Here is a 23,918-nt window from a genome sequence, read left to right on the forward strand (position 1 = left end):
GCCCGCGGTCACTTCGCGCTGACGATCACGCCGTCGAGCGGAACGGGCTGCGCCAGGAAGCCGAGCGCGACGAGCTTGTCGTTGACGCGCTCCAGCTCCTCGGGGAGCACGGCGAGAGGCCAGTACGGCACCTTCACCTCGTCGAGGGAGAGCGTGGATCCGGTGTACTCCAGACCCGCCGTGATCGCCTCCTCCGGGTGCTCGTTCGCATAGGCGTTGGTCTTGGCCAGCGCGCGCTGGAACGCCGCGATCACGTCTTTCCTGTTCTCGACCGTGGAGGCGCCGGCGGTCCAGAGGCCCGTCGCGCCCTCTTCGAAGAACCGGACGGACGGCGAGGAGAGCCGGACGGCGCCGATCGCATCGGCCTCGGCCGTGAAGGGGTTCACGAGGCCCGCGGCGTCGACCGTCCCGCTCTTGAGCGCGGCCACGGCGGAGGTGAAGTCGAGCACCACCCAGTTCACGGCGGCGGGGTCGATCCCCTCGTCCTGGAGAGCGTCGGCGATCACCACCTCGAGCTGCGCCTTGCGGGCGGGGATCGCGATGGTGGCGCCTGCGAGATCGGCCACGGAGGTGATGCCGCTGTCGGCGCTGGCATACAGGCCGGTGTCGTCGAGGGCGTCGGGGTCTTCGGAGTCCGCTGCGCCGTCGATGTAGCCGTCGGCCGCGCCGATGACCGTGAGCGGGACGCCGCTGGAGAGCGCGTTCAGCAGGGGGATGCTGGGCGAGTACGCGATGTCGACCTGGCCGCTCTGCGCGGCCGCGAGACCGGCGGGAGGGTTCGCGACGATGGAGGTCTCAATCTCGAGACCCTCGTCCTCGAAGAAGCCCTGCGCGATCCCGGTGAGCAGTGCGCCGTCGGACGTGAGGCCGATCGTGGCGACCTTGACCGTGGTCAGCCCGCCTCCCCCGCCCTGAGAAGGCTCGGCAGCCGGAGACGACGAGCAGGCGGCGAGGGCGAGCACCCCGACCGCGGCCAGGACACCGCCGGCGCGACGGGTGAGTCGATGGACGTTCATTGCAACTCCTCTTCGAGTTAGTCACCAGTTGGTGATTAAAAAGATCGTACTCTTGCCTTGTATTTGATTGGTTACGATTGCATCACATTCGTCACCATTTGGTGACTAAAAAGGTCAAAACTAGAATCGTGAGAACGAGGGGAGCCTGCCGTGCCGAAGATCGTCGACCATGACGAACGCCGCGACCACATCGCCGACGCCGCGGTGCAGGTCATCATCCGCGTCGGGTTCGAGAAGCTGACGATGCGCGAGATCGCGACGGAGGCCGGTTACGCGCACGGCGCCATCGCGCGGTACTTCCCGAACAAGCAGAGCCTGCTCACCGCGGCGTTCCTGCGCCTCTACACCCAGGCGAACGATCGGATCCACGCGGGCATCGAGGGGATCCGCGGCCTCGCCGCTCTGGAGCGGGTGTGCCGGGAGATCCTCCCTTACAGCCCCAACGGCCCGCTGTACGCGCGCGTCGTCATCTCCTTCTGGGATCACGCCTCCCAGGACGACGAGGTCACCCGCATCCATCGCGTGAACAACCTGCACTGGCGGGAGCTGTTCCGGCGATTCCTTACCGAGGCGCGCGAAGACGGCGAACTCGCCGACCACGTCGACATCGAGACCGCGGTCAGCGAGGTCGCCTCGCGCAACGCCGGATGGCAGATGATCGCCGTGCTCATGCCCGACTCGGCGGGCGACGGGCGCCTGAACGACGCTCTCGAGGCTCTCCTCGCGACGTTCCGCCGTCCGAAAGCCCGCGCCGCCCGCTGACACCGTCATCGTCGCCTCCGGCGCTCACGCCCCGAGCAGGAACCGCGCCCCGCGCTCCGCGATCATCGCCGCAGGCGCGTTCGTGTTGCCCGTCGGCACCGTGGGCATGACCGAGGCGTCGATCACACTCAGCCCCGCGATCCCCCTGACCCGCAGCTGCGGGTCGACCACGGCGCCCGCATCGCTGCCCATGCGGCAGGTGCCGACCTGGTGGTGGTAGGTGATGGCGGTGCGGCGCACCCAGTCTTCGACGTCGGCATCGGCCACCTCGGGTCCGGGGTAGACCTCGGTCGCTCCCCACTCCCCCGCGAGGGCGGGCTGCGCGCCGATGCGGCGTCCCTGGCGCACGGACGCCGCGAGAGAGGCCACATCGCGCTCGTCGGCGAGGGCCGCCAGATCGATCAGCGGCTCGTCCGAGAGACCGGGGCCCGAGAGTGTGAGCGCGCCGCGGCTGTGCGGGGTGACGAGACCGGCCATGAGCGTGAAGCCGTCGTCGCCCCGCGGCTCGAGGTCGCCCCACATCGGAACCGAGAAGTGGATCGGCTGCGTGTCGGGCTCGGCGAGGTCAGGCCGGCTGCGCCAGAACAGGTGGCTCTGCGTCACCGAGACGCCGGGCTGCGGCGGTCCGATGCGTCGCGACGTGGTGAAGATCACCGGAGACAGGAGGTGGTCGTGCAGGTTCTTCCCGACCTCGGGCGAGTCCTGCACGACCGGGATGCCGAGTGCGGCCAGCTCCTCCGCCGGCCCGATACCGGACCTCAGCAGGATCACCGGAGACCCGAGGGCGCCCGCCGAGAGGATGACCTCGTCGGCCCGCAACTCCTCGGCATCCGCCCCCTCCCCGAGCCGGACCCCCAGCGCCCGACCGTCTTCGACGATCACCGAGTGCACCTCACGGCCGGTGACGACCGTGAGGCGGTCGGTGATCGGCTGCGCGTATGCCATCCACGTGTTCACGCGGCGCCCGTCACGCATCGTGACCTGCTCCTGCGAGACGCCGTCGAGGGTGCCGGCGTTGTAGTCCGGGTTGTGCGGCAGTCCCTCCTGCACGGCGGCCTCGATGATCGACGCCTGGATCGGCGACAGCGGGTAGTCGTCGGTCACGGGGAGCAGGTCGTTCTCGATGGCCTCGTAGACCGGCTCCACGTCGGACCAGCCCCAGCCTGTCGCCCCGTCGCGCTCCCATCCGTCGTAGTCGGATGCCGCGCCCCGCACCCAGATCATCGCGTTCAGCGCGTGCGATCCGCCCGTCACCTTGCCCCGAGGCAGATGCAGTCGGCGGCCGGCCGCGTGTTCCTGCGGAACCGTGAAGAAGTCCCAGTCCTCGGCGGAGTGCCACAGCTCCCCCGCACGGGACGGGTCGTGGATCGCGGGGTTGGTGTCGTAGCCGCCCGCCTCGATCAGGGTCACGGCGACGCCCGCATCGGCCAGCCGTCGCGCGACGATGGCGCCCGATGTGCCGGCGCCGACGACGATCGCGGTCCGCACGCCTCAGCCCTTCCGTCCGGGGCCGGAGACGACCTGCGTCACCGCGACCGACTTGAGTCCCTCGACGCCGAACTCGAGGCCGTAGCCCGAGCTCTTCACCCCGCCGAACGGCACCATCGGGTGCAGCCCGCCGTGCGAGTTGATCCACACCGTGCCGGACTGCATGCGCGTCGCCGCCTCGCGGGCGGCATCCGGGTCGCTCGACCACACGGAGGCGCCGAGGCCCACGTCGACCGCGTTCGCCCAGGCGAACGCCTCGTCGACGTCGGAGTAGCGGATGATCGGCAGCGCCGGTCCGAACTGCTCCTCCTGCACGAGAGCGGCGTCGTTCGAGATGTCGGCGATGATGGTCGGCCGGTAGAACAGCTCGCCCAGCTCGGGGGCGGCCTCGCCGCCCGTGACGACCCGCGCCCCCGAGGCCTTCGCGTCGTCGACGAGCCGCGAGACGATGTCGAACTGGGCCCTGTTCTGCAGCGGCCCGAGGACGTTGTCCTCGTCGAGGCCGTTGCCCATCGGGACCGACGCCGCGATCTCGCCGAGCGCGTTCACGACGTCGTCGTACACCGAGTCGTGCACGTACAGGCGCTTCATCGCCGCACAGGTCTGGCCGGTGTTGATGAACGCGCCCCAGAAGAGGTCCTGCGCGATCGCCGCGGCATCCGTGCCCGGCAGCACGATGCCGGCGTCGTTGCCGCCCAGTTCCAGCGTGAGGCGGGCGAGGTTGCCGGCCGAGCTCTCGATGATGCGGCGCCCCGTGGCCGTCGAGCCCGTGAACATGATCTTGGCGACGTCGGGATGCGAGGCGAGACGCGAGCCGACCTCGCGGTCGCCGGAGACGCCGATGAGGACGTCGGCCGGAAGGACCTCGTTCATGACCGAGAGCATCGCGAGCACGCTCAGCGGCGTGTACTCGCTGGGCTTCGCGACGACCGTGTTGCCCATGCGCAGCGACGGCCCGATCTGCCAGATCGTGATCATGAGCGGCCAGTTCCACGGACCGATCGCCCCGACCACCCCGGCCGCCTTGTACACGAGCTCCGCGTGCAGGTTCTCGTCGTCGACGAGCACCTGCGACTCCAGCACCGTGGCGGCGTTCGTGCGCAGCCACGCCGAGCACGCTCCGAGCTCGAACCGGGCGTTCGGACCGTTCAGCGGCTTGCCCTGCTCGCGCGAGAGGATGTAGGCGAGAGCCTCCGCGTTCGCGTCGATCGCATCGGCCGCGGCGAGCAGCAGCTCGATCCGCTTCTCGTGGCCGAGCGCCTCCCAGGCGGGCTGTGCCGCCCTGGCACGCGCGATCGCGTCGTCGAGGACGTCGACCGAGTCGACGGGGGCCCGTCCGATGATCTCGCGCGTCGCGGCGTCCGGGATCTCTCGTCCTGCGCCCTCCGGCGCCTGGATGCGGTCGAGCAGCGCGGCGGCTGCGGATGCGGCGGATTCGGACATCGGGACTCTCCTTCGAGCGGGGGCTTCGACCGGTGGACAGCCCCGGTCCCCTTCATTGTCGGATGCCGCGGCCCGCCGGACTTGTCGCGGAGCGCGCCGGTGATGTCCGAGTGCGAAGGGATCGAGGGAAGGCGGACACCCTCCCGTGACTCTCAGGCCCTGGTGAAGTCCTCGAAGATCAGCGTGGTCCGCGTCGAGCGGATCGACGGGATCGCCTGGATGTCCTCCAGCACGATGCGGCGGAGGTCTCGCGCATCACTCGCGCGCACCAGGAGGATGACGTCGAAGTCCCCGCCGACCAGCGCCATGTGCTCGATCTCGGGGATCGCGCGCAGCCGAGCGCTCACGTCCTGCCAGGTGGCCTGCTCGATCGCGAGCATGACGTACGCGCTGGCGTGGTGACCGAGCAGCACGGGGTCGGTCCGCACGGCGTACCCCGTGATGACGCCGGCCTCGGTGAGCCTCTTGATGCGGGCGTGGGCGCCGGCGCGGGAGATGTGCACGGCATCCGCGATCGCCGTCATCGAGGCGCGGGCGTCCTGACGCAGCTCTCGGAGGATCGCGTGATCGGTGTCGTCGAGCGTGATCATGGCACCCCTTCGTTCTGACGATGAATTCTGACACTTCGACGCCTGAATCAACAATCCTCATCCATTCGTCCAGGATTCGCGGATAGATCTTGGACAAGTGTGCGGAGCGACGCATGCTGGACCCATCGAGTTCGGCAAGGAGGGCGGACGGATGCAGGACACGGACATGCTCCCGCGTGAAGAGGCGGTGCAGCTGATCGACCAGGACGGCGCTGTCGTCGCCGACGACCACTACGCGCTGCCGGACACCGCCAGCCTGCTGCGCGCGTACCGCGGTCTCGTCGAGGGCCGCCGGATCAACGACCAGGCCAGCGCCCTCGTCCGGCAGGGGCGACTCGCGGTGTACCCGTCGTCGCACGGGCAGGAGGCCTGCCAGATCGGGGTCGCGCTCGCCCTCGCCGAGACGGACTGGCTGTTCCCGACCTACCGCGACTCCGTCGCCGTGATCGCGCGCGGTGTCAGCGCCGCCGACGCCCTGGTGCTGCTCAAGGGCGACTGGCACTCCGGCTACGACGCGAAGACCCATCGGGTCGCCCCGCAGGCGACCCCGCTCGCCACGCAGCTCCTGCACGCCGTCGGCTTCGCCTATGCGGCGAAGCAGCGGGGCGAGGACACGGTCGTCGTCGCACTCTGCGGCGACGGCGCCACGAGCGAGGGCGACTTCCACGAGGCGATGAACTTCGCCGCGGTCTTCCACGTGCCCGTCGTGTTCTTCGTCCAGAACAACGGGTTCGCGATCTCGGTGCCGCTCTCGCGTCAGACCGCCGCCCCCTCCCTCGCGCACAAGGCCATCGGCTACGGCATGCCGGGGCAGCGCGTCGACGGCAACGACGTCGCCGCGGTCCTCGCGGTGCTCGGAGAGGCCGTGGACCGGGCGCGCACCGGCGGAGGGCCGACTCTCATCGAGGCCCACACGTATCGGATGCAGGCGCACACCAACGCCGACGACGACACCCGCTACCGCGAGCGCGCAGAGGTGCAGGCCTGGGTGGCCAGGGACCCGCTCACGCGCCTCCGCGCGCACCTGACGGCCTCCGGCGTGCTCGACGAGGCGCTCGACGCCGAGTACGCGGCCGGGGCCGAGACGATCGCCCAGGCCATGCGCGACGCGCTGAACACGGATGCCGAGCTCGACCCCGAAGACCTCTTCCGCTTCGTGACCGCGACCCGCTCACCGCAGCTCGAGGAGCAGTGGCAGCTGCTCCGCGGAGAGATCGATCGGACCCCCGCCGAGACCTCAGGAGGCGCACGATGACCATCGCCGAGCACGACGTCCGGACAGAGGCGTCGACACCCGCCGTGGCCACGATGAGCATGGCGGCCGCACTCAACCTCGCCCTCGCCGATGCGATCCAGGCGGATCCGGAGGTCGTCGTCTTCGGGGAGGACGTCGGGGCCCTCGGAGGCGTGTTCCGCATCACCGACGGCCTCACGGCCCGGTTCGGCGAGGACCGATGCTTCGACACACCGCTCGCGGAGTCGGGCATCGTCGGCACGGCGGTCGGCATGGCGATGAACGGCATGCGCCCCGTGGTCGAGCTGCAGTTCGACGCCTTCGCGCTTCCTGCGTTCGAGCAGGTCGTCAGCCACGTCGCCAAGCTCGGCAACCGCACGCGGGGCGGGGTGCGGATGCCGCTGGTCATCCGCATCCCGTTCGGCGGCGGCATCGGCGGGGTCGAGCATCACTGCGACTCATCGGAGGCGTACTACGCGCACACCCCCGGTCTCACGGTCGTCAGCCCATCGACTCCGCAAGACGCGTACTCGCTGCTGCGCGCCGCGATCGCCTCCCCCGATCCCGTGATCTTCCTCGAGCCGAAGAAGCTCTACTGGGCCAAGGGAGAGGTCGACACCTCGGTCACCGCCGAGATCGGCACCGCACGCGTCGCCCGCGACGGCACGGATGTGACCCTGCTCGCCTACGGGTCCTCGGTGCCGCTGGCGCTGGAGGTCGCCGAGGTCGCCGCTGCCGAGGGACGCAGCGTGCAGGTCGTCGACGTGCGCTCGCTGTCGCCCTTCGACGACGAGACGGTCACCGCCGCCGTGCGTTCGACGGGCCGCGCGGTCGTGATCGCGGAGGCTCCGGGCTATGTGAGCGTCGCGTCGGAGATCCAGGCGCGGGTGTTCGAGCGCTGCTTCGAGTATCTGGAGGCCCCCGTGCGCAGGGTCACCGGTTTCGACACCCCGTACGCGCCGCCCAAGCTGGAGCACTGGTACCTGCCCGACGTCGACCGCGTTCTCGACGCGATCGACTCGCTGCACTGGGAGGACGAGAAGTGAGCGCCCTCACCGCGCGCGTCTTCCGCCTCCCCGATCTCGGCGAGGGACTCACCGAGGCCGGTCTCGTGCAGTGGCTCGTGGCTGTGGGCGACACGATCACGACGGATCAGCCCATCGCGGAAGTCGAGACGGCGAAGAGCGTCGTCGAGCTGCCCTCCCCGTTCGCCGGCGTGGTCATCGCGCTGCACGGCTCCCCCGGCGACACGATCGACGTCGGAGCACCCGTGCTCGAGGTCGCGGATGCCGCGGCATCCGACGCCCACGAGGCCTACCGCACCGAGGAGCGCGCGGGCTCGGGCAACGTCCTCATCGGCTACGGAACCTCGGAGCGCGGTGCCACGGGGCGGCGCCGGCGCCCCGCCGCGCGTCCGGATGCTCCGACCGTGACTCCGGATCTCTCGTCTGCCGCTCCGGACACCCCGGTCACGACTCCTGAAATCGGAGACCCGCGCATTTCTCGGACGATTCCGCCGACGGCATCCGAGAATCCGACGATCATCCGAAATTCGGATGCAGAGGCGGCAGCCCGTCGACCGGTCGCCGTGCGCTCGCCCCTCGTCCGCCGGCTCGCGCGAGACCTCGGCCTCGACGTGCGCCTCATCGCGCCGACCGGAGCGGACGGAGCGATCACCAGGGCCGACGTGCTCCGCGCCGCCGTCGATCACGCCGTGGACGGTGTGACGGCTGCGGCATCCGCTCCCGTGGAGGGCGCTCCGGCGGCGTCCGCTCTCGAAAGCGACGCACGGATCGACGGCCTGGCCGTGCGCTCCCGCACCCGCATGTCGCCCCTGCGCAAGGCCGCGAATGCGACGTTGAGCCGCAGCAGGGCCGAGATCCCCGAGGCGACCGTGTGGGTCGACGTCGACGCCACCGCGCTCTGGAACGCCCGCGCCGAGATGGCGCCAGAGGGCGGACGTGCGCCCTCGATCACCGCGCTGATCGCCCGCTTCGTGCTGATCGCGCTGGAGGAGCATCCGCTGCTCGCCTCCCGGCTCTCCCCCGACGCGTCGGAGGTCATCGAGTTCGAGGGGGTGAACCTCGGCATCGCCGCCGACACTCCGCGTGGCCTCATGGTGCCCGTCATCCCGCACGCCGACGCCCTCAGCGCCGCCGACCTCGACGCCGCTCTCCGCGAGCTCGCCGGCAGTGCGCGCGCCGGCACGATGCCCCCGGAGCGCCTGCGGGGCTCGACCTTCACCCTGAACAACTACGGCGGCTTCGGCGTCGACGGGTCCGCCGCGATCATCAACCACCCCGACGTGGCGATCCTCGGCCTCGGTCGCATCCTGGAGCGTCCGTGGGTGGTGGAGGGCGAGATCGTCGCCCGACGCATCGCCCAGCTGTCGCTCGTCTTCGACCACCGCGTCTGCGACGGCGGGTACGCCGCCTCGTTCCTGCGACGCGTGGTCGAGCTCATCGAGCATCCCCTCCGCGCCTTCGGGAGGGTGTGACCGGCAGCACGTCAGGACCGGAGCGCCTCGGATGCCGCGGCTCTGGCCTCCTCCGCCGTCCGTGCCGCGAGCACGGCCTCGGCAGCCGCGCGGCATTCCTCATCCGTGACACCGGCGAGGGATGCCGCGACCCGTCCGAGGGCGCGAGGCGTCATCGACAGGCTCGTCGCTCCGAGTCCGACGAGCACCGGCGCGAGCGCAGGGTCTCCCCCCGCTTCACCGCAGACGCCGACGGGCTTGCCTGCCGCCCGCCCCGCGGCGCCGACCGTGCCGATCAGGCGGAGCACCGCGGGCTGCCACGGGTCGTTGAGGTCGCCGAGATCGCTGAGGAGGCGGTCGGCGGCGAGCGTGTACTGGGCGAGGTCGTTCGTGCCGATGCTGACGAAGTCGACGACCTCCAGCATCTCCGCGGCCAGCAGCGCGGCCGACGGCGTCTCGATCATGATGCCGACGCGCGCGAGCCCCGCTGCACGCGCCCGCTCGGCGAACTCCCGCGCCTCCTCGACCGTGGCCACCATGGGCGCCATGACCTCGACCAGCGCGTCTTCCGAGGCGGCCGCGGCGGCGAGGGCGCGCAGCTGATCCTCGAGCAGAGCCGGCGAACGACGGGCGATGCGGAGCCCGCGCACACCGAGCGCGGGGTTCTCCTCGTCGTCGGCGTTCGCGAACGGCAGCGGCTTGTCGCTGCCCGCATCGAGCGTGCGCACCACGACCTTGCGTCCGGGGAACGCTGCGAGGACGCTGCGATAGGCCTCGATCTGCTCCTCGACCGACGGAGCCTCCGTGCGGTCCAGGAAGCAGAACTCGGTGCGGAAGAGCCCGATGCCCTCCGCGCCGGCCGCTGCGGCGGCCACGGCATCCGCCGCTCCGCCGACGTTGGCGAGCAGCGGCACCTCGTGGCCGTCCGCCAGCCTGCCCGCGCCGTCGAACGGCACGATGACGGCGGCGGCGACCGCCGCGTCGATCCTGGCGGGTGACGGCTCCACCTCGACGATGCCTCGGTCCCCGTCGACCAGGACGGTCGCGCCCGAGGCGATCCCCGTCGCCCCCGCGACGCCCACGACGGCCGGCAGCCCGAGGGAGCGAGCGATGATCGCCGTGTGCGAGGTCGGTCCGCCCTGCTCCGTGACCAGGGCGACGCAGCGCCCTCCGTCCAGCGCTGCGGTGTCTGCGGGGGCGAGATCGGTCGCCACGAGCACGAACGGCTCGTCCCGCTGGGGCACCCCCGGCATCTCCACCTCGAGGATCTCGGCGATGATCCGGTCGCGGACGTCGCGGATGTCGGCGGCCCGCTCGGCCATCCGTCCGCCGAGAGCGGCCAGTCCCTTCTCGTGCGCGGATGCGGTCTCCCAGACGGCGCGCGCGGCGGTACGTCCCTTCGTCCGCACGAGCGCGGACGCCTCGGAGACGAGCTCGGGGTCGGAGGCCAGCAGCCGAGAGGCGTCGAGGATGTCGCGAGCCTCGCCTGACGCCTCCGCCGTGCGGCTGCGCAGTTCGTCGGCGACCGCGACCGCTGCCCACTCGATCGCGGAGACCTCCGCATCGCGGTCGGCCTCGTCGATCACGATGTCGGCCTCGGGCTCCGGCAGCGGCGGCGCGAGACGCACGACGACCGCAGCGGCGGCCCCCGCGCTCACGCCACGGCCCCGCAGCACCGCGCCGGCCGCGACGGTCGCAGGGGGCGCCTCGACGGGAGCGGAAGCAGGCGCCGCCGCCTCGACGCCCTCGCCGAAACCGTCGTGGAAGAGGGCGGCGAGACGCGTGAGCGCCTCCTCGGCGGCGTCTCCTGACGCCGAGAGCTCGATCTCATCGCCCTGACGTGCGCCGAGGATCAGCAGGCGCGACAGGCTGGCCGCGGCCGCCTCCGGCCCGTCGGGCAGGAGGCGCAGCCGCACCTCGGCTCCCGTCGATGCCTTGGCGATGAGCGCGGCGGGGCGTGCGTGGATGCCGAGCGGATTGCGCACCCGCACGGTGCGAGTGATCCGCTCCCCCTGCGCCTCTCCGCGCTCGTCCGCGGGTTCCCGCTCGGGCTCGGTCGTGTGCTCTCCCAGCTGCCCGGTCTTCGCCCCCAGAGCAGCGGAGGCCTCGTCGGCGACGACGTCCAGCGACGCCCCGGTCGCCGCCGATACGACGGCGGCGAGGAGTCCCTCGACGAACGGCGCGGGAACGAGCCGCACGGGAACCTCGCTGGTCCGGAACTCCAGGGCGAGCTCGGCGCTCATCACCGCAGACCCCAGATCCATCAGCACGAGCACGCCGTCGCAGTCGGGGGCGAGCTCGTCGATGGCCGCGGCCACCGCGGTCGCGTCTGTTCCGAGGATCGGCGTGCCCTCGGCATCCGTTCCCGCTCCTGCCGCGACGCGCACCTGCACGCCACCGCCCTGCACCATCTGGAGGGCGAGTTCGAGCGCCGCCTCCCCGAGCCGAGCGCTGTGGGAGACGGCGACGATGCCGATCATCAGGAGGCGGCCGCGATCGCGGCGTCCAGCGTCTCGAACAGCAGAGCGGTCGACGCGGCGCCGGGGTCGAGGTGACCCGCGCTGCGCTCCCCGAGGTAGCTGGCGCGGCCCTTGCGCGCCACGAGCGGGAGCGTCGCATCCCGACCCGTCGCCGCCGCGACCGCGGCCGCGTGGGCCGCCTCGCTCACGGAGGCGCCGCCCGCGAGGGCCCCGTCGAATGCGCCGACGGCCGGAGACATCGCGTCGAACATGGTCTTGTCCCCCGCTTCGGGCTTGCCCCGGGCGACGATGCCGTCGAGACCTGCGCGCAGAGCGCCGGCGAGCGACGCGCCGTCGAGGGCGTCGACCGCCCCCGCGCTCATCCCCATGCGCAGGAAGAACGTGCCGTAGAGGGGGCCGCTGGCGCCGCCCACCGAACTGACCAGGGTCATCCCCACCGTCTTGAGCAGCTCATCCGCCGTGACCGGCGCGCCTCCGCTCAGCTTCTCGACGACGGCGCCCATGCCCCGCGACATGTTCGCTCCGTGATCGGCGTCGCCGATGGCCGAGTCGAGCTCGGTGAGCCAGTCCTTCTTCTCGGCGACAGCCGCGCTGAATCGTGCGATCCAGTCCTGCAGCGCCGCGACTCCCACGTTCCCCATCAGGCGCCCCACCGCAGACCGGGGGTCACGACCGGCGCATCCCACAGCCGCAGGATCTCGTCGTCGGCCTTGAGCACGGTGACCGAGCATCCGGCCATGTCGAGCGAGGTGATGTAGTTGCCGACGAGGTTGCGCACGATCTGCACGCCGGCCTTCTCCAGCAGAGCAGCCACCTCGGCGTACATCAGGTACAGCTCGATCTGCGGGGTGGCGCCCATGCCGTTGAGCATCACGATCACGGGTCCCGTGAAATCGAGGTCGGCGAGGATCGGCTCCACCAGCTGCCGGGCGATGTCGGATGCCGGGGCGAGGGGCTTGCGGTGGCGACCGGGTTCGCCGTGGATGCCGATGCCGATCTCCATCTGGTCCTCGGGGAGATCGAAGGTGGGCTTGCCTGCGGCCGGCACCGTGCAGCTCGTGAGCGCCATGCCCATCGACCGGCCCTGGGCGTTGACGCGCTGGGCGAGTGCGACGACGGAGGCGAGGTCCTGCCCCTCCTCCGCGGCGGCGCCGACGATCTTCTCGAGCAGCACGGTGAGACCGACGCCGCGTCGACCGGCGGTGTACAGCGAGTCCTGCACGGCGACGTCGTCGTCGACGACGACCGTGCCGACCTCGATGCCCTCCATCTCGGCGAGCTCGGCGGCCATCTCGAAGTTCAGCACGTCTCCGGTGTAGTTCTTGACGATGTGCAGCACCCCGGCGCCGCGGTCGACGGCCTTCGTGGCGGCCTGCACCCGGTCGGGGGTCGGCGAGGTGAAGACCTCACCGGCCACGGCGGCGTCGAGCATCCCGATGCCGACGAATCCGCCGTGCAGCGGCTCGTGTCCTGAGCCTCCACCGGACACCACGGCGACCTTGCCCTGCGCCTTGGGCGTCGCGCGCGTGATGACGCTGGTGTCGAGGTCCACCGACAGCTCGGGGTGCGCCGCGGCGACTCCCCGGAGCGACTCGATGAGCACGTCCGCAGGGTTGTTGATGAGCTTCTTCATCGTCCGATCTCCCTTGATCACTGCCTGGCTGAAAGTCGTCGAAATCCGAAAGGAATTCGTTAATGTCGAATATGCTCGGAGTCGGACGGGATGTCAAGACCCCGTCGAGTCGCCGATTCGAGGAAGAATCGTCTGAGAGGGAGGGCCGCATGATCCAGGCCATCGACCGCGCCGCGAAGGTGCTCGAGCTGCTGCAGGGCGCCCGACATCTGGGCATCACCGACCTCGCCCTCGCGCTGGACCTCCCCCCGTCGACGGTGCACGGCATCGTCAAGTCGCTCAGGGAGCACGGCCTCGTCGCCAAGGAGCGCGGCGGGCAGCGCTACATGCTCGGTCCCACGCTGCTGCGGCTGAGCAACGTCTACCTCGACACCCTCGACGTCCGCGCCCGCGCGATGCGCTGGACGCAGGATCTCGCCCGCCGCACCGGCCTGTCCGTGCGGCTCGGCGCTCCGCACTTCACCGACGTGCTGGTGATCCACCACAACCTGCGCCCGGACGACAGCCAGCAGATGCTCGAGACCGGGGTCGCGATCCCGGCGCACGCGTCCGCGATGGGCAAGGTGCTGCTCGCCTACGATCAGGGGTTCCAGCGCGACGTGTTCGCGCAGCCGCTGCGCAGTCTGACCGGCGACACCGTGACCGACGTCGCGAGGCTCACGCTCGAGCTGCCGGCGATCGTCGAACGGGGAAGCGCCTCGGAGACCGACGAGGCCGTGCTCGGCGAGACGTCGATCGCCGCGCCCGTGGCCGACGCGCGGGGCGACATCGTCGCGGCGCTCGCGGTCGTGATGCCGACCGCGCAGGCCCCGGCATCCGACGCGGTGCTCGCGGCCCTGCGGGAGACGGCCCGCAACATCTCCCGCGAGCTCGGCTCGACGACGTGGCCCCCGCGAGTCGCGCCGGCCGAGGACTGATCCGGCGCCGCATCGCCGCACCTGATCCCGGCCGACGACCCGAGGTCAGCGCGACTGGAGCCCGTCCAGACTCACGCGCAGGATGTCCTCGCCGAGCTCTTCGGGGTCTACGGGGCCGCCTGGTCGGTACCACTCGACGACCGAGTTGATCATGCCGAAGATGAGCCTGGTCGCGACCGCCGCATCGACGTCATCGCGGATCAGCCCCTCGCGCTGCGCCTCGGCGACGATCGCCGTGACCCGCTGGTCGAAGTCGCGCCGGCGCCGCAGCGCCGTCGTCTCGACCTCGCTGTTGCCCCGCACCCGCAGCAGCAGGGTCACGGAGGGGAGCTTCTCGGTGAGCACGCGAACGGCTCCTCGGACGATCGAGCGCAGACGGTCGGCGGCGAGCGGATGCTGCGCCACGGCGTCGTCCACGACCTGCTCCAGTCCGTCGAGCGCGTCGTTCAGCGCGAGTTCGAGGATCGCGGACTTGGAGTCGAAGTGGTGGTAGAGCGCCGACTTCGTCAGCCCGAGCGCGGCGGTGAGGTCGGCGACGCTGGTCGCGTCGTAGCCGTGGTCGTTGAACACCTTCACCGCGACGGCGAGCACCTGCTCGCGGTCGTAGCCCGGCCTGCCCCGCTTCGGCGTCGGATCTGCGGGATCGGTGCGGGGCATGCGACCAGTCTGTCATCTCGGAGTTGCCAACCGCCGGTTCATCTGAGAATGTATTCCTGACCGATCGGTCTGAAATTATCTGCCAGTGGCGGCAGACAGGAGGATGACGATGTCCGAGGCCTACCTCGTCGGCGGTGCGCGCACCCCGGTCGGCCGCTACGGCGGCGCGCTCTCCAGCGTCCGCCCGGACGACCTCGCCGCCCTCGTCGTCGGCGACGCGGTGAGCAGGTCGACGGCGCCGGTCGATGCGATCGACGAGGTGATCCTGGGCGCGGCGAATCAGGCGGGCGAGGACAACCGCAACGTGGCCCGCATGGCCGTGCTGCTCGCCGGCCTTCCCGATTCGGTCCCCGGGCTGACCGTGAACCGGCTGTGCGCGTCGGGGATGTCGGCCATCGCCCTCGCGGCGAACGCCGTGCGCGCGGACGACGCCGACCTCATCGTCGCCGGCGGCGTCGAATCCATGACCAGGGCGCCCTGGGTGCAGGCGAAGCCGGAGCGGGCATGGAGCAAGCCGGGAGCCGCCTTCGACACGTCGATCGGCTGGCGATTCACGAACCCTCGGCTGAGCGCACGTGACAAGGCGACCTTCTCGATGCCGGAGACCGCAGAGGAGGTGGCGCGCGTCGACGGGATCTCGAGGGCGGATGCCGACGCGTTCGCGCTCCTGAGCCATCAGCGCGCTCTGGCTGCGATCGACGCGGGGCGCTTCGTCCCCGAGATCGTGGGGGTTGAGACGGCCCGCGGGCTCGTCGACACCGACGAGGGACCCCGCCGCGACACCGCGCTCGACGTGCTCGCGGGGCTCCGTCCCGTCGTCGCCGGCGGCGCGGTCGTCACGGCCGGCAACTCCAGTTCCCTCAACGACGGGGCCTCGGCGATCCTCGTCGCGAGCGCGCAGGCCGTCGCCGCGCACGGCCTGCGCCCCCGCGCGCGCATCGTCGCCTCGGCCACGGCGGCCCTCGCGCCCGAGATCATGGGGCTCGGCCCGGTTCCGGCGACCGAGAAGGCGCTGCACAAGGCCGGGCTGACCATCGCGGACATCGGCGCGGTCGAGCTGAACGAGGCGTTCGCCTCGCAGTCGCTGGCCTGCATCCGCCGCCTCGGACTCGACCCCGCGATCGTGAACGCCGACGGCGGTGCGATCGCCCTCGGCCACCCGCTCGGCTCCAGCGGATCGCGGCTGATCGTCACGCTGCTCGGACGCATGGAGCGCGAGGGCGCACGTTACGGCCTCGCCACGATGTGCGTCGGCGTCGGCCAGGGCACGGCGATGATCGTGGAGCTCGTGTCATGACGCTGCGCATCGAGGAGCGCGCCGACCGCGTGATCGCGACCCTGGACCGCCCGGAGAAGCGGAACGCGATCGATCAGGAGACGATCGACGCCCTGCACGAGCTGTGCGCAGGGCTCGAAGCCGCGCCGCGCACACTGATCCTCACCGGCTCCGGAGGAACCTTCGCGGCGGGGGCCGACATCGCCCAGCTGCGGGAGCGCACGGCCGAGGACGCGCGGAAGGGCATCAACGCGACCGCGTTCATCCGCATCCGCGAACTCCCGATGCCCGTGATCGCGGCGATCGACGGCTATGCGCTCGGCGGTGGCGCCGAGCTCGCCTATGCGGCGGACATCCGCATCGCCACCCCCGCCCTGAAGATCGGCAACCCCGAGACCGGGCTCGGCATCATCGCCGCGGCGGGCGCCACCTGGCGACTGCCCGAGATCGTCGGGGAGGCGAGGGCGAGCGAGCTCCTCCTCACCGGTCGGGTGCTGGATGCCGAGGAGGCGCTGGCCTGGGGGCTGATCTCCGCTGTGCACGCCGCGGACGACCTCCTGCCCGCCGCCCACGCGATCGCAGATCGGATCGCCGCGAACGACCCCCTCGCGACGCGGCACACCAAGCGCGCCCTGCGCACGCCGAGGGCCCAGCATCCGGCCATGGAGCTCGAGCTGCAGGCCGAGCTGTTCGAGTCCCCCGAGAAGCACCGCAGGATGACCGCGTTCCTGGAGCGCCGCACTGAGCGAGCGCAGCGAGACGAAGCGAGGAAGAAGCGATGAGCGACCCCGCTCCCACCCCCCGGTCGTTGAGCGAGCGCAGCGAGACGAAACGCCCCCATGCAACCGCGGAACACCTCCCCCGGTCGTTGAGCGAGCGCAGCGAGACGAAACGCCCACCGGCACGCGTCGGCGTCCTGGGCGGCGGTCGCATGGGCGCCGGCATCGCGCACGCGTTCCTGCTGGCGGGGTCGCACGTGACCGTGGTCGAGCGCGACGACGCCAGCGCGGATGCCGCGGCCGACCGCATCGACGACAGCATCCGCCGCTCGGCCGAACGCGACGCCTCTCTCGACGGGACCGCGCTGCGCTCGCGCCTCACGACCGGCACGGACATCTCGGCCTTCGGCGAATGCGACCTCGTGATCGAGGCGGTGCCGGAGGACCGCGACCTCAAGGAGCAGTCGCTCGCCCGCGCGGAGGCCGCCATGCCCGCGCACGCGACGCTGGCGAGCAACACGTCGTCGATCTCGATCGACGACCTCGCCGCCACGCGCCTGCGCCCGGAGCGCGTCCTGGGCCTGCACTTCTTCAATCCCGTCCCCGCCTCCGCGCTGGTCGAGATCGTGCACGGCACGGCGACCGCGCCCGATGTCACCGAGAGCGCCCGCGACTGGGTCGCGGCCCTCGGCAAGACGCCGATCGTCGTGCGCGACTCCCCCGGCTTCGCGTCTTCGCGCCTGGGCGTCATGCTCGGCCTCGAAGCGATCCGGATGCTGGAGGAGGGCGTCGCATCGGCCGCCGACATCGACGCCGCGATGACCCTCGGGTACCGGCATCCCACCGGCCCGCTGCGCACCACGGACATCGTGGGCCTCGATGTCCGCCTCGGGATCGCGGAGGAGCTGGAGCGCGCCTTCGGCGAGCGCTTCGCCCCACCGGAGCTGCTGCGGCGCATGGTCGCCGAGGGGAGGCTGGGCCGCAAGTCCGGCCGCGGTTTCTACGAATGGAATGAGGAGAGATGACCGAGTACCTGTCGAGCTACGTCAACGGCGAGTGGTGGACGCCCTCCTCACCCGCCCGGGCGACGGACGTCCGCGACGCCTCCACCGGCGAGCTGATCACCCGGGTGTCCACCGAGGGACTCGACCTCGCCGGTGCGCTCGAGTTCGCCAGGACCACCGGGCAGCGGAACCTCGCCGCGCTCACCTTCCACCAGCGGGCGGTGCTGCTCAAGCAGTTCGCGCTCGCCCTCACCGCGCGCAAGGACGAGCTGTACGCGCTGTCCTCGCGCACAGGCGCCACGAAGGTCGACTCCTGGGTGGACATCGACGGCGGGATCGGCGTGCTCTTCTCCTACTCGGGCAAGGGCCGGCGCGAGCTGCCGAACGGCACCGTGCACGTCGACGGGCCCGTGGAGCCGCTCTCCAAGGACGGATCGTTCCTCGGCCGCCACGTCTACACGACCCTCCCCGGTGTGGCGGTGCAGATCAACGCCTTCAACTTCCCGGTGTGGGGGTCTCTGGAGAAGTTCGCCCCCGCGTTCCTCGCGGGCATGCCGACGCTCGTCAAGCCCGCGACGCCGACCGGCTACCTGGCCGAGGCGATGGTGCGGATCCTCGTCGAGTCGGGGCTGCTGCCCGAAGGATCGCTGCAGCTGGTGAGCGGCAGCGTGCCCGAGCTGTTCGAGAACCTGCGGCTCGGCGACCTCGTCGGCTTCACCGGCAGCGCCTCCACCGCGGAGAGCCTGAAGGCACACCCGTCCGTGCAGACGGGCGGCGTGCGGTTCACCGCCGAGACCGACTCGATCAACGCCTCCGTGCTCGGCACCGACGCGGTGGAGGGCACCCCCGAGTTCGACGCGTACGTCCGCCAGCTCGTGACGGAGATGACGACCAAGGCCGGACAGAAGTGCACCGCGATCCGCAGGGCGATCGTGCCCGCCGCATCCGCGGACGCCGTGATCGCCGCCGTGCAGGCGCGCATCATCGAGAAGACCGTGCTGGGTGACCCCCGCGCGGAGGGCGTGACCATGGGTCCGCTCGCCTCGACAGCTCAGCGCGACGAGGTGCGGCGCCAGGTGCGGGTCCTGCAGGACGCGGGCGGCCGGGTCGTCGTCGGATCGACCGACGCCCCCGAGGTGCGCCTCGCCGACGGCACGACCGGCCCCGCGTCCGACGGCGCCTTCGTCTCGCCCGTGCTGCTGCGCTTCGACGACGCGCAGTCGGATGCCGTGCACTCCGTCGAGGCGTTCGGCCCCGTCTCCTCGCTGCTCACGTACGACACCACCGCCGAGGCCGCGGCGCTCGTCGCCCGCGGCGGCGGCTCGCTCGTCACCAGCATCGCGACGCACGACCCCGCACAGGCCGTCGAGCTCGCCACGCGCATCGCGCCCTTCAACGGACGCATGCTGCTGCTCGACCGCGACGACGCCCGGTCCTCCACCGGCCACGGCTCCCCGCTGCCGAACCTCGTGCACGGCGGTCCCGGCCGGGCCGGCGGCGGCGAGGAGCTCGGCGGCATCCGCGCCGTGCTGCACCACATGCAGCGCACGGCCGTGCAGGGATCGCCCGAGATGCTGACGGCGCTGACCGGCGTGTGGCATGCCGGCGCCGCGGCGCACAGCGGCGGACGGCATCCGTTCCGCAAGTCGCTGGCCGAGCTGCGGATCGGTGACCAGATCGTGTCGGCCTCGCGCGAGGTGACCCTCGACGACATCGAGACCTTCGCGCACTTCACCGGCGACACCTTCTACGCGCACATGGACGAGGAGGCCGCTGCGGCCAACCCGTTCTTCCCCGGGCGCGTGGCGCACGGCTACCTGCTCGTCTCGTGGGCGGCCGGGCTGTTCGTCGACCCGGAGCCCGGGCCGGTGCTCGCGAACTACGGACTCGAGAACCTGCGCTTCCTCACCCCGGTCTCGCCCGGAGACGAGATCCGCGTCGAGCTCACGGCCAAGCAGATCACGCCGCGCGAGACCGATGAGTACGGAGAGGTGCGCTGGGATGCCGTGATCCGCAACCAGAACGACGAACTCGTCGCCACCTACGACGTGCTGACGCTGGTGAGCAAGTCATGAGGCCGATGATGCAGCGTGACAGCGCCTCGGCGATGCTCGGGATGGTCGTCGAACTCGACGAGCCGGGGCACGCGATCGTGTCGATGCCCGTGCGGGAGGACATGCTGAACGGCTTCGCGATCACCCACGGAGGACTCGTGTTCGCTCTGGCGGACACGGCGTTCGCGATCGCGTGCAACGAGGACGAGCGGGTGACCGTGGCCGCAGGAGCCGACATCACGTTCCTGAAGTCGACACGGGCGGGGCAGACCCTCACGGCGACCGCCGTGCGACGCGTGGTCAGCGGCCGCACCGGGCTGTACGACGTCACGGTCACCGACGAGATCGGCGACGCCGTCGCCGAGTTCCGCGGACGCTCGATCACCACGAACCGGTCGGCTGCGCGCTGAGGCGCGGGCCGTCACGGATGCCGCCGCCATGCGCGCCTCTGACGCAGAGAAGGGCCGGGGTCGTCACGACCCCGGCTCTTCCGCGCGTTCGAGCGGTTCAGTGCTGGATCACCTGGGGAGCGGCGACGGCCTTGAGACCGATGTGGGCGACGACGGTCGTCCGATTGCCGCGAGCCTACGAGCCGCGCACGTGTACGGCAGATCACGCCCGACCGACACCCGCTGAAATGAAGATGCCGCCCCTGCGACGAAGGAGTCGACCATGACCTCAGAGCTTCCCGAGATCGGGACCGAGACCGAACTGCACTCGCGCGATGCGCTCGCCGAGCTGCAGCTGCACCGCCTGCAGTGGACCGTGCGCCACGCGTACGACAACGTGCCGCTCTACCGACGCACCTTCGACGAGCACGGTGTTCATCCCGACGACATCCGCGAGCTCGCCGACGTCCAGAGGCTCCCGTTCACGACCAAGGCCGATCTGCGCGAGACCTACCCGTTCGGCATGTTCGCCGTGCCGATGGCCGATGTGCGCCGCATCCACGCCTCGTCGGGCACCACCGGCCGACCGACCGTCGTGGGCTACACGGCGGGCGACCTGGAGCGTTGGAGCGACCTGGTCGCGCGGTCACTGCACGCCGCGGGCATCCGCGCGGGCATGAAGGTGCACAACGCGTACGGCTACGGGCTGTTCACCGGCGGCCTCGGCGCGCACGCCGGCATCGAACGGCTCGGCGCCACGGTCATCCCGATCTCCGGAGGCCAGACCGCGCGGCAGGTGCAACTGATCACCGACTTCGAGCCCGATGCGATCCTGTGCACGCCGAGCTACCTGCTCACGATCGCGGATGCTCTGGAAGCCGCCGGCCTCGACCCTGCCGCGACCTCGCTGAAGGTCGCCGTGCTGGGCGCGGAGCCCTGGACGAACGAGATGCGCCGGGAGATCGAGCGGCGCCTGAACATCGACGCCGTGGACATCTACGGTCTGAGCGAGGTCATGGGCCCCGGCGTCGCGAGCGAGAGCGTACTGACGAAGGACGGTCCGCACATCTGGGAGGACCACTTCCTCCCGGAGACCATCGACGGCGACACCGGAGTCACCGTGCCGGATGGCGAGCTCGGAGAGCTCGTGTTCACGTCGCTCACCAAAGAGGCGTTCCCGGTGATCCGATACCGCACGCGCGACCTCACGAGACTGCTGCCCGGCACGACCTACCCTGCCGTGCGTCGGATCGAGAAGATCACGGGCCGCAACGACGACATGATCATCCTGCGCGGTGTGAACCTGTTCCCCACCCAGATCGAGGAGATCGTGCTCGGCATCGAAACCCTGACCCCGCACTTCATCCTCGAGCTGCACCGCGCCGGGCGGATGGACTCCCTGACCGTGCGGATCGAGCGGCATCCGTCACTGAGCGCCGAGGAGTGCGAGGGCGCGGCCGCCGTGCTCAGGCACCGCATCAAGATGCACATCGGCACGAGCGTCGAGGTGCAGGTCGAGGAGCCGGGGGTGCTCCCCCGCAGCGAGGGCAAGTACAAGCGCGTGTACGACCTGCGCTGAGGTCTCCTGCGTATCCGCCCCGTGCTGCCGATCAGCCCCGCAGTGCCAGCACGAACGGCAGCACCTCGGTCGCACCGGCCCGGCGGAGCACGCGGGCGGCGATCGTGAGGGTCCAGCGGCTGTCGGCCTGATCGTCGACGAGCAGCACCGGCCCGTCCGGCACATCGAGTCCCTCGGCGCTGAACCGCTCCCAGAGCCCCGCGATGCGGAAGGCGCTGTTGCCGCCGGGCTGACCGGTCGGTCCTCCGCCGACCAGCCCCAGCTCGCCGAGGTACGGCAGCCGGCCGATCTCCGCGATGCCGCGGGCGAGGGAGTCCACCAGCTGCGGGCGGGAGCGCGACGGCATCGCGACGACGGCGACCGGCCGCTGCTCCCATCCCCACCCCGCGAGCACGCGCACGCACCCGGCGAGGAGCTGCGGCGGGACCACAGCATCCGCGGCCCCCGCGCCGAACAGGTCTCGCAGCGCTCCTCCCCAGCCGAGATCGGTGAGCCGCGCCAGCGCGCGCCCCTCGGCCGCCTGCTCGGCCGGTGCGATGCGCCCCTTCACGGGAACGCCCAGCCGGTCGGCGCCGGTCGGCCAGGCTCGTCGTGGCTCGATCGGCACGCCGACCCGATCGAGGGACTCGGATGCCGCGGCCGTCGCCCGCTCCTCGATGTCGCGGGGGAACCACGCCCCGGCGCAGTTGTCGCAGCGTCCGCACGGGACCGCGGTGTCATCGTCGAGCGCGCGCTGGAGGAACTCCATGCGGCAGCCTGCCGTCGTCTCGTAATCGAGCATGCTGCGCTGCTCGGCGACACGCTCCGCCGCGATCCGCTCGTACCGTTCGGCGTCGTAGATCCACGGCTCGCACGTGGCCACCCATCCGCCCTGCACCCGCCGCACCGCACCGTCGACGTCGAGCACCTTGAGCAGGAGCTCCAGAGGTGTGCGCCGGATGTCGACCATCGCCTCGAGCACCGGGGTCGAGACCGGGCTGTCGCCGAGGGCGGCGATCACCCGTTCGGCGCGCTCCCGGTCGGGCATCGACGCGGTGGCGAAGTAGTGCCAGATGTCGCGGTCCTCGACGCCGGGCAGCAGCAGCACGTCGGCGCTCTCGCTCGCACGGCCGGCGCGACCGACCTGCTGGTAGTACGCGACGGGAGAGGACGGGGCTCCGAGATGCAGCACGAACCCGAGGTCGGGCTTGTCGAAGCCCATCCCGAGAGCGCTCGTGGCGACGAGCGCCTTGACCTCGTTGCGCTTGAGCATGCCCTCCGACTCCTCGCGCTCGTCGGCGTCGGTCTGCCCCGTGTAGGCGCGCACCTCGTGACCGCGCTCGCGCAGCAGCCGAGCGGTGTCGACGGCGGCCGCGACGGTGAGCGTGTAGATGATGCCGGAGCCGGGCAGATCGTCGAGGTGGCTGAGCAGCCAGGCGAGACGACTGGCCGAATCGGGCAGCCGCAGCACGCCCAGCCGCAGCGACGTGCGTGCGAGGGCGCCGCGGATGGTCAGCACCTCGGCATCCGATTCGCCGGTGCCGAGCTGCTCGGCCACATCGGCGACGACGCGGCTGTTCGCCGTCGCCGTGGTCGCGAGCACCGGGACATCGGCGGGCATCTGCGCGATGAGGTCGCGCAGGCGCCGGTAGTCGGGGCGGAAGTCGTGACCCCAGTCGCTGATGCAGTGCGCCTCATCGACCACGAGCATGCCGATGCGGCGCACAAGCGCGGGCAGCCGCTCCTCACGGAAGGACGGGTTGTTCAACCGCTCCGGCGACACCAGCAGCACGTCGACCTCGTCGCGGTCGAGCTGCGCGAGCACGTCGGACCACTCGTGCGCGTTCGTGGAGTTGATCGCGACCGCGCGCACCCCAGCCCGCTCGGCGGCCGCGATCTGATCGCGCATGAGCGCCAGCAGCGGTGAGACGAGCACGGTCGGCCCCGCTCCCTGCCGGCGCAGCAGCAGGGTAGCCACGAAGTACACCGCCGACTTGCCCCACCCCGTCCGCTGCACGACGAGCGCGCGACGGCGACGTTCGACCAGTGCCTCGATGGCCTCGTACTGCCCGTCGTGGAACCCGGCGTCCGGCCTCCCGACAAGTTCGCGCAGTGCGGAGAGGGCGGCGGTGCGGGTGTCGCCGGAGAGCGGAGAGGTCATGTCCCCACTCTGCCTCACGTCGCGGACATCGTCGGCGACGCGCAGATGTCGATGCTCTACC

The 23,918-nt window shown here is 71.3% G+C and carries 20 protein-coding genes; 11 read left to right on the top strand and 9 right to left on the bottom strand.

The window, feature by feature from the left end; genetic code table 11:
- Window positions 1-8: 8 nt before the first annotated feature.
- Entirely contained in the window at window positions 9-1,016 is a 1,008-nt protein-coding gene (locus tag MRBLWH10_RS11050) for an ABC transporter substrate-binding protein (protein ID WP_341939897.1), read from the bottom strand.
- 150 nt (window positions 1,017-1,166) lie between these two features.
- Here MRBLWH10_RS11050 and MRBLWH10_RS11055 point away from each other — a divergent pair, with 150 nt between their 5' ends.
- Window positions 1,167-1,778 (top strand): TetR/AcrR family transcriptional regulator, encoded by a 612-nt coding sequence (locus MRBLWH10_RS11055; protein WP_105677027.1) that lies wholly within the window; start codon window positions 1,167-1,169, stop codon window positions 1,776-1,778.
- Window positions 1,779-1,802: 24 nt separating this feature from the next.
- On the opposite strand, the gene MRBLWH10_RS11060 is transcribed toward MRBLWH10_RS11055, so the two are convergent.
- The 3 genes from MRBLWH10_RS11060 to MRBLWH10_RS11070 form a co-directional block, all read right to left on the bottom strand.
- Window positions 1,803-3,266, bottom strand: a complete 1,464-nt coding sequence (locus MRBLWH10_RS11060) for an FAD-dependent oxidoreductase (protein ID WP_341939898.1) — start codon at window positions 3,264-3,266, stop codon at window positions 1,803-1,805.
- A gap of 3 nt (window positions 3,267-3,269) precedes the next feature.
- The gene (locus tag MRBLWH10_RS11065) at window positions 3,270-4,709 is read right to left on the bottom strand and encodes an aldehyde dehydrogenase family protein (protein WP_341939899.1); all 1,440 of its coding nucleotides are present in this window, start codon (window positions 4,707-4,709) and stop codon (window positions 3,270-3,272) included.
- A 152-nt stretch (window positions 4,710-4,861) separates the two neighbouring features.
- Window positions 4,862-5,299, bottom strand: a complete 438-nt coding sequence (locus MRBLWH10_RS11070; RefSeq protein ID WP_105676682.1) for an Lrp/AsnC family transcriptional regulator — start codon at window positions 5,297-5,299, stop codon at window positions 4,862-4,864.
- Window positions 5,300-5,450: 151 nt separating this feature from the next.
- On the opposite strand from MRBLWH10_RS11070, the gene pdhA reads away from it, so the two are divergent.
- Genes pdhA through MRBLWH10_RS11085 form a run of 3 tightly spaced genes read left to right on the top strand, consistent with a single transcriptional unit; the run spans window position 5,451 to window position 9,030 of the window.
- Entirely contained in the window at window positions 5,451-6,554 is a 1,104-nt protein-coding gene (gene pdhA, locus MRBLWH10_RS11075; RefSeq protein ID WP_341939900.1) for a pyruvate dehydrogenase (acetyl-transferring) E1 component subunit alpha, read from the top strand.
- A complete protein-coding gene (locus MRBLWH10_RS11080; RefSeq protein WP_341939901.1) occupies window positions 6,551-7,579 on the top strand; it encodes a transketolase C-terminal domain-containing protein in 1,029 nt (342 codons plus the stop codon). The genes pdhA and MRBLWH10_RS11080 overlap by 4 nt, the downstream gene beginning before the upstream one ends.
- Complete coding sequence (locus tag MRBLWH10_RS11085; protein ID WP_341939902.1) at window positions 7,576-9,030, top strand: dihydrolipoamide acetyltransferase family protein; 1,455 nt, start codon at window positions 7,576-7,578, stop codon at window positions 9,028-9,030. Before MRBLWH10_RS11080 ends, MRBLWH10_RS11085 begins: the two co-directional genes overlap by 4 nt.
- A gap of 11 nt (window positions 9,031-9,041) precedes the next feature.
- Here the strand turns inward: MRBLWH10_RS11085 and ptsP are convergent, their stop codons facing one another.
- From ptsP to dhaK, 3 genes are read right to left on the bottom strand one after another with little or no spacing between them, the layout of a single operon-like run.
- Window positions 9,042-11,489, bottom strand: coding sequence for a phosphoenolpyruvate--protein phosphotransferase (gene ptsP, locus MRBLWH10_RS11090; protein ID WP_341939903.1), 2,448 nt, complete (start codon window positions 11,487-11,489; stop codon window positions 9,042-9,044).
- Entirely contained in the window at window positions 11,489-12,130 is a 642-nt protein-coding gene (dhaL, locus tag MRBLWH10_RS11095; protein WP_341939904.1) for a dihydroxyacetone kinase subunit DhaL, read from the bottom strand. The genes ptsP and dhaL overlap by 1 nt, the downstream gene beginning before the upstream one ends.
- Entirely contained in the window at window positions 12,130-13,122 is a 993-nt protein-coding gene (gene dhaK, locus MRBLWH10_RS11100; RefSeq protein WP_341939905.1) for a dihydroxyacetone kinase subunit DhaK, read from the bottom strand. The genes dhaL and dhaK overlap by 1 nt, the downstream gene beginning before the upstream one ends.
- 149 nt (window positions 13,123-13,271) lie before the next feature.
- On the opposite strand from dhaK, the gene MRBLWH10_RS11105 reads away from it, so the two are divergent.
- On the top strand, window positions 13,272-14,039 hold the full coding sequence (locus tag MRBLWH10_RS11105) for an IclR family transcriptional regulator (protein ID WP_341939906.1): 768 nt from the start codon (window positions 13,272-13,274) through the stop codon (window positions 14,037-14,039).
- 45 nt (window positions 14,040-14,084) lie between these two features.
- On the opposite strand, the gene MRBLWH10_RS11110 is transcribed toward MRBLWH10_RS11105, so the two are convergent.
- A complete protein-coding gene (locus tag MRBLWH10_RS11110) occupies window positions 14,085-14,696 on the bottom strand; it encodes a TetR/AcrR family transcriptional regulator (RefSeq protein ID WP_105676674.1) in 612 nt (203 codons plus the stop codon).
- A gap of 109 nt (window positions 14,697-14,805) precedes the next feature.
- On the opposite strand from MRBLWH10_RS11110, the gene MRBLWH10_RS11115 reads away from it, so the two are divergent.
- The 6 genes from MRBLWH10_RS11115 to paaK all read left to right on the top strand — a co-directional run bounded on the left by MRBLWH10_RS11115 (window position 14,806) and on the right by paaK (window position 21,717).
- Window positions 14,806-15,993, top strand: coding sequence for an acetyl-CoA C-acyltransferase (locus MRBLWH10_RS11115; RefSeq protein ID WP_341939907.1), 1,188 nt, complete (start codon window positions 14,806-14,808; stop codon window positions 15,991-15,993).
- Window positions 15,990-16,754 carry an enoyl-CoA hydratase/isomerase family protein gene (locus tag MRBLWH10_RS11120; protein ID WP_341939908.1) on the top strand — a complete coding sequence of 255 codons (765 nt, stop codon included), beginning with the start codon at window positions 15,990-15,992 and terminating at the stop codon, window positions 16,752-16,754. Before MRBLWH10_RS11115 ends, MRBLWH10_RS11120 begins: the two co-directional genes overlap by 4 nt.
- Entirely contained in the window at window positions 16,751-17,716 is a 966-nt protein-coding gene (locus MRBLWH10_RS11125) for a 3-hydroxyacyl-CoA dehydrogenase family protein (protein ID WP_341939909.1), read from the top strand. Before MRBLWH10_RS11120 ends, MRBLWH10_RS11125 begins: the two co-directional genes overlap by 4 nt.
- A complete protein-coding gene (paaZ, locus tag MRBLWH10_RS11130; RefSeq protein WP_341939910.1) occupies window positions 17,713-19,770 on the top strand; it encodes a phenylacetic acid degradation bifunctional protein PaaZ in 2,058 nt (685 codons plus the stop codon). Before MRBLWH10_RS11125 ends, paaZ begins: the two co-directional genes overlap by 4 nt.
- A 5-nt stretch (window positions 19,771-19,775) precedes the next feature.
- Complete coding sequence (paaI, locus tag MRBLWH10_RS11135; protein ID WP_341939911.1) at window positions 19,776-20,159, top strand: hydroxyphenylacetyl-CoA thioesterase PaaI; 384 nt, start codon at window positions 19,776-19,778, stop codon at window positions 20,157-20,159.
- 262 nt (window positions 20,160-20,421) lie between these two features.
- The gene (gene paaK / locus MRBLWH10_RS11140; protein WP_341939912.1) at window positions 20,422-21,717 is read left to right on the top strand and encodes a phenylacetate--CoA ligase PaaK; all 1,296 of its coding nucleotides are present in this window, start codon (window positions 20,422-20,424) and stop codon (window positions 21,715-21,717) included.
- Window positions 21,718-21,748: 31 nt separating this feature from the next.
- Here paaK and MRBLWH10_RS11145 read toward each other — a convergent pair whose 3' ends face one another.
- Window positions 21,749-23,857 carry a RecQ family ATP-dependent DNA helicase gene (locus MRBLWH10_RS11145; RefSeq protein WP_341939913.1) on the bottom strand — a complete coding sequence of 703 codons (2,109 nt, stop codon included), beginning with the start codon at window positions 23,855-23,857 and terminating at the stop codon, window positions 21,749-21,751.
- Window positions 23,858-23,918 lie beyond the last annotated feature (61 nt).

It is taken from the genome of Microbacterium sp. LWH10-1.2 (assembly GCF_038397765.1).
GTDB classification, from domain to species: domain Bacteria; phylum Actinomycetota; class Actinomycetes; order Actinomycetales; family Microbacteriaceae; genus Microbacterium; species Microbacterium natoriense.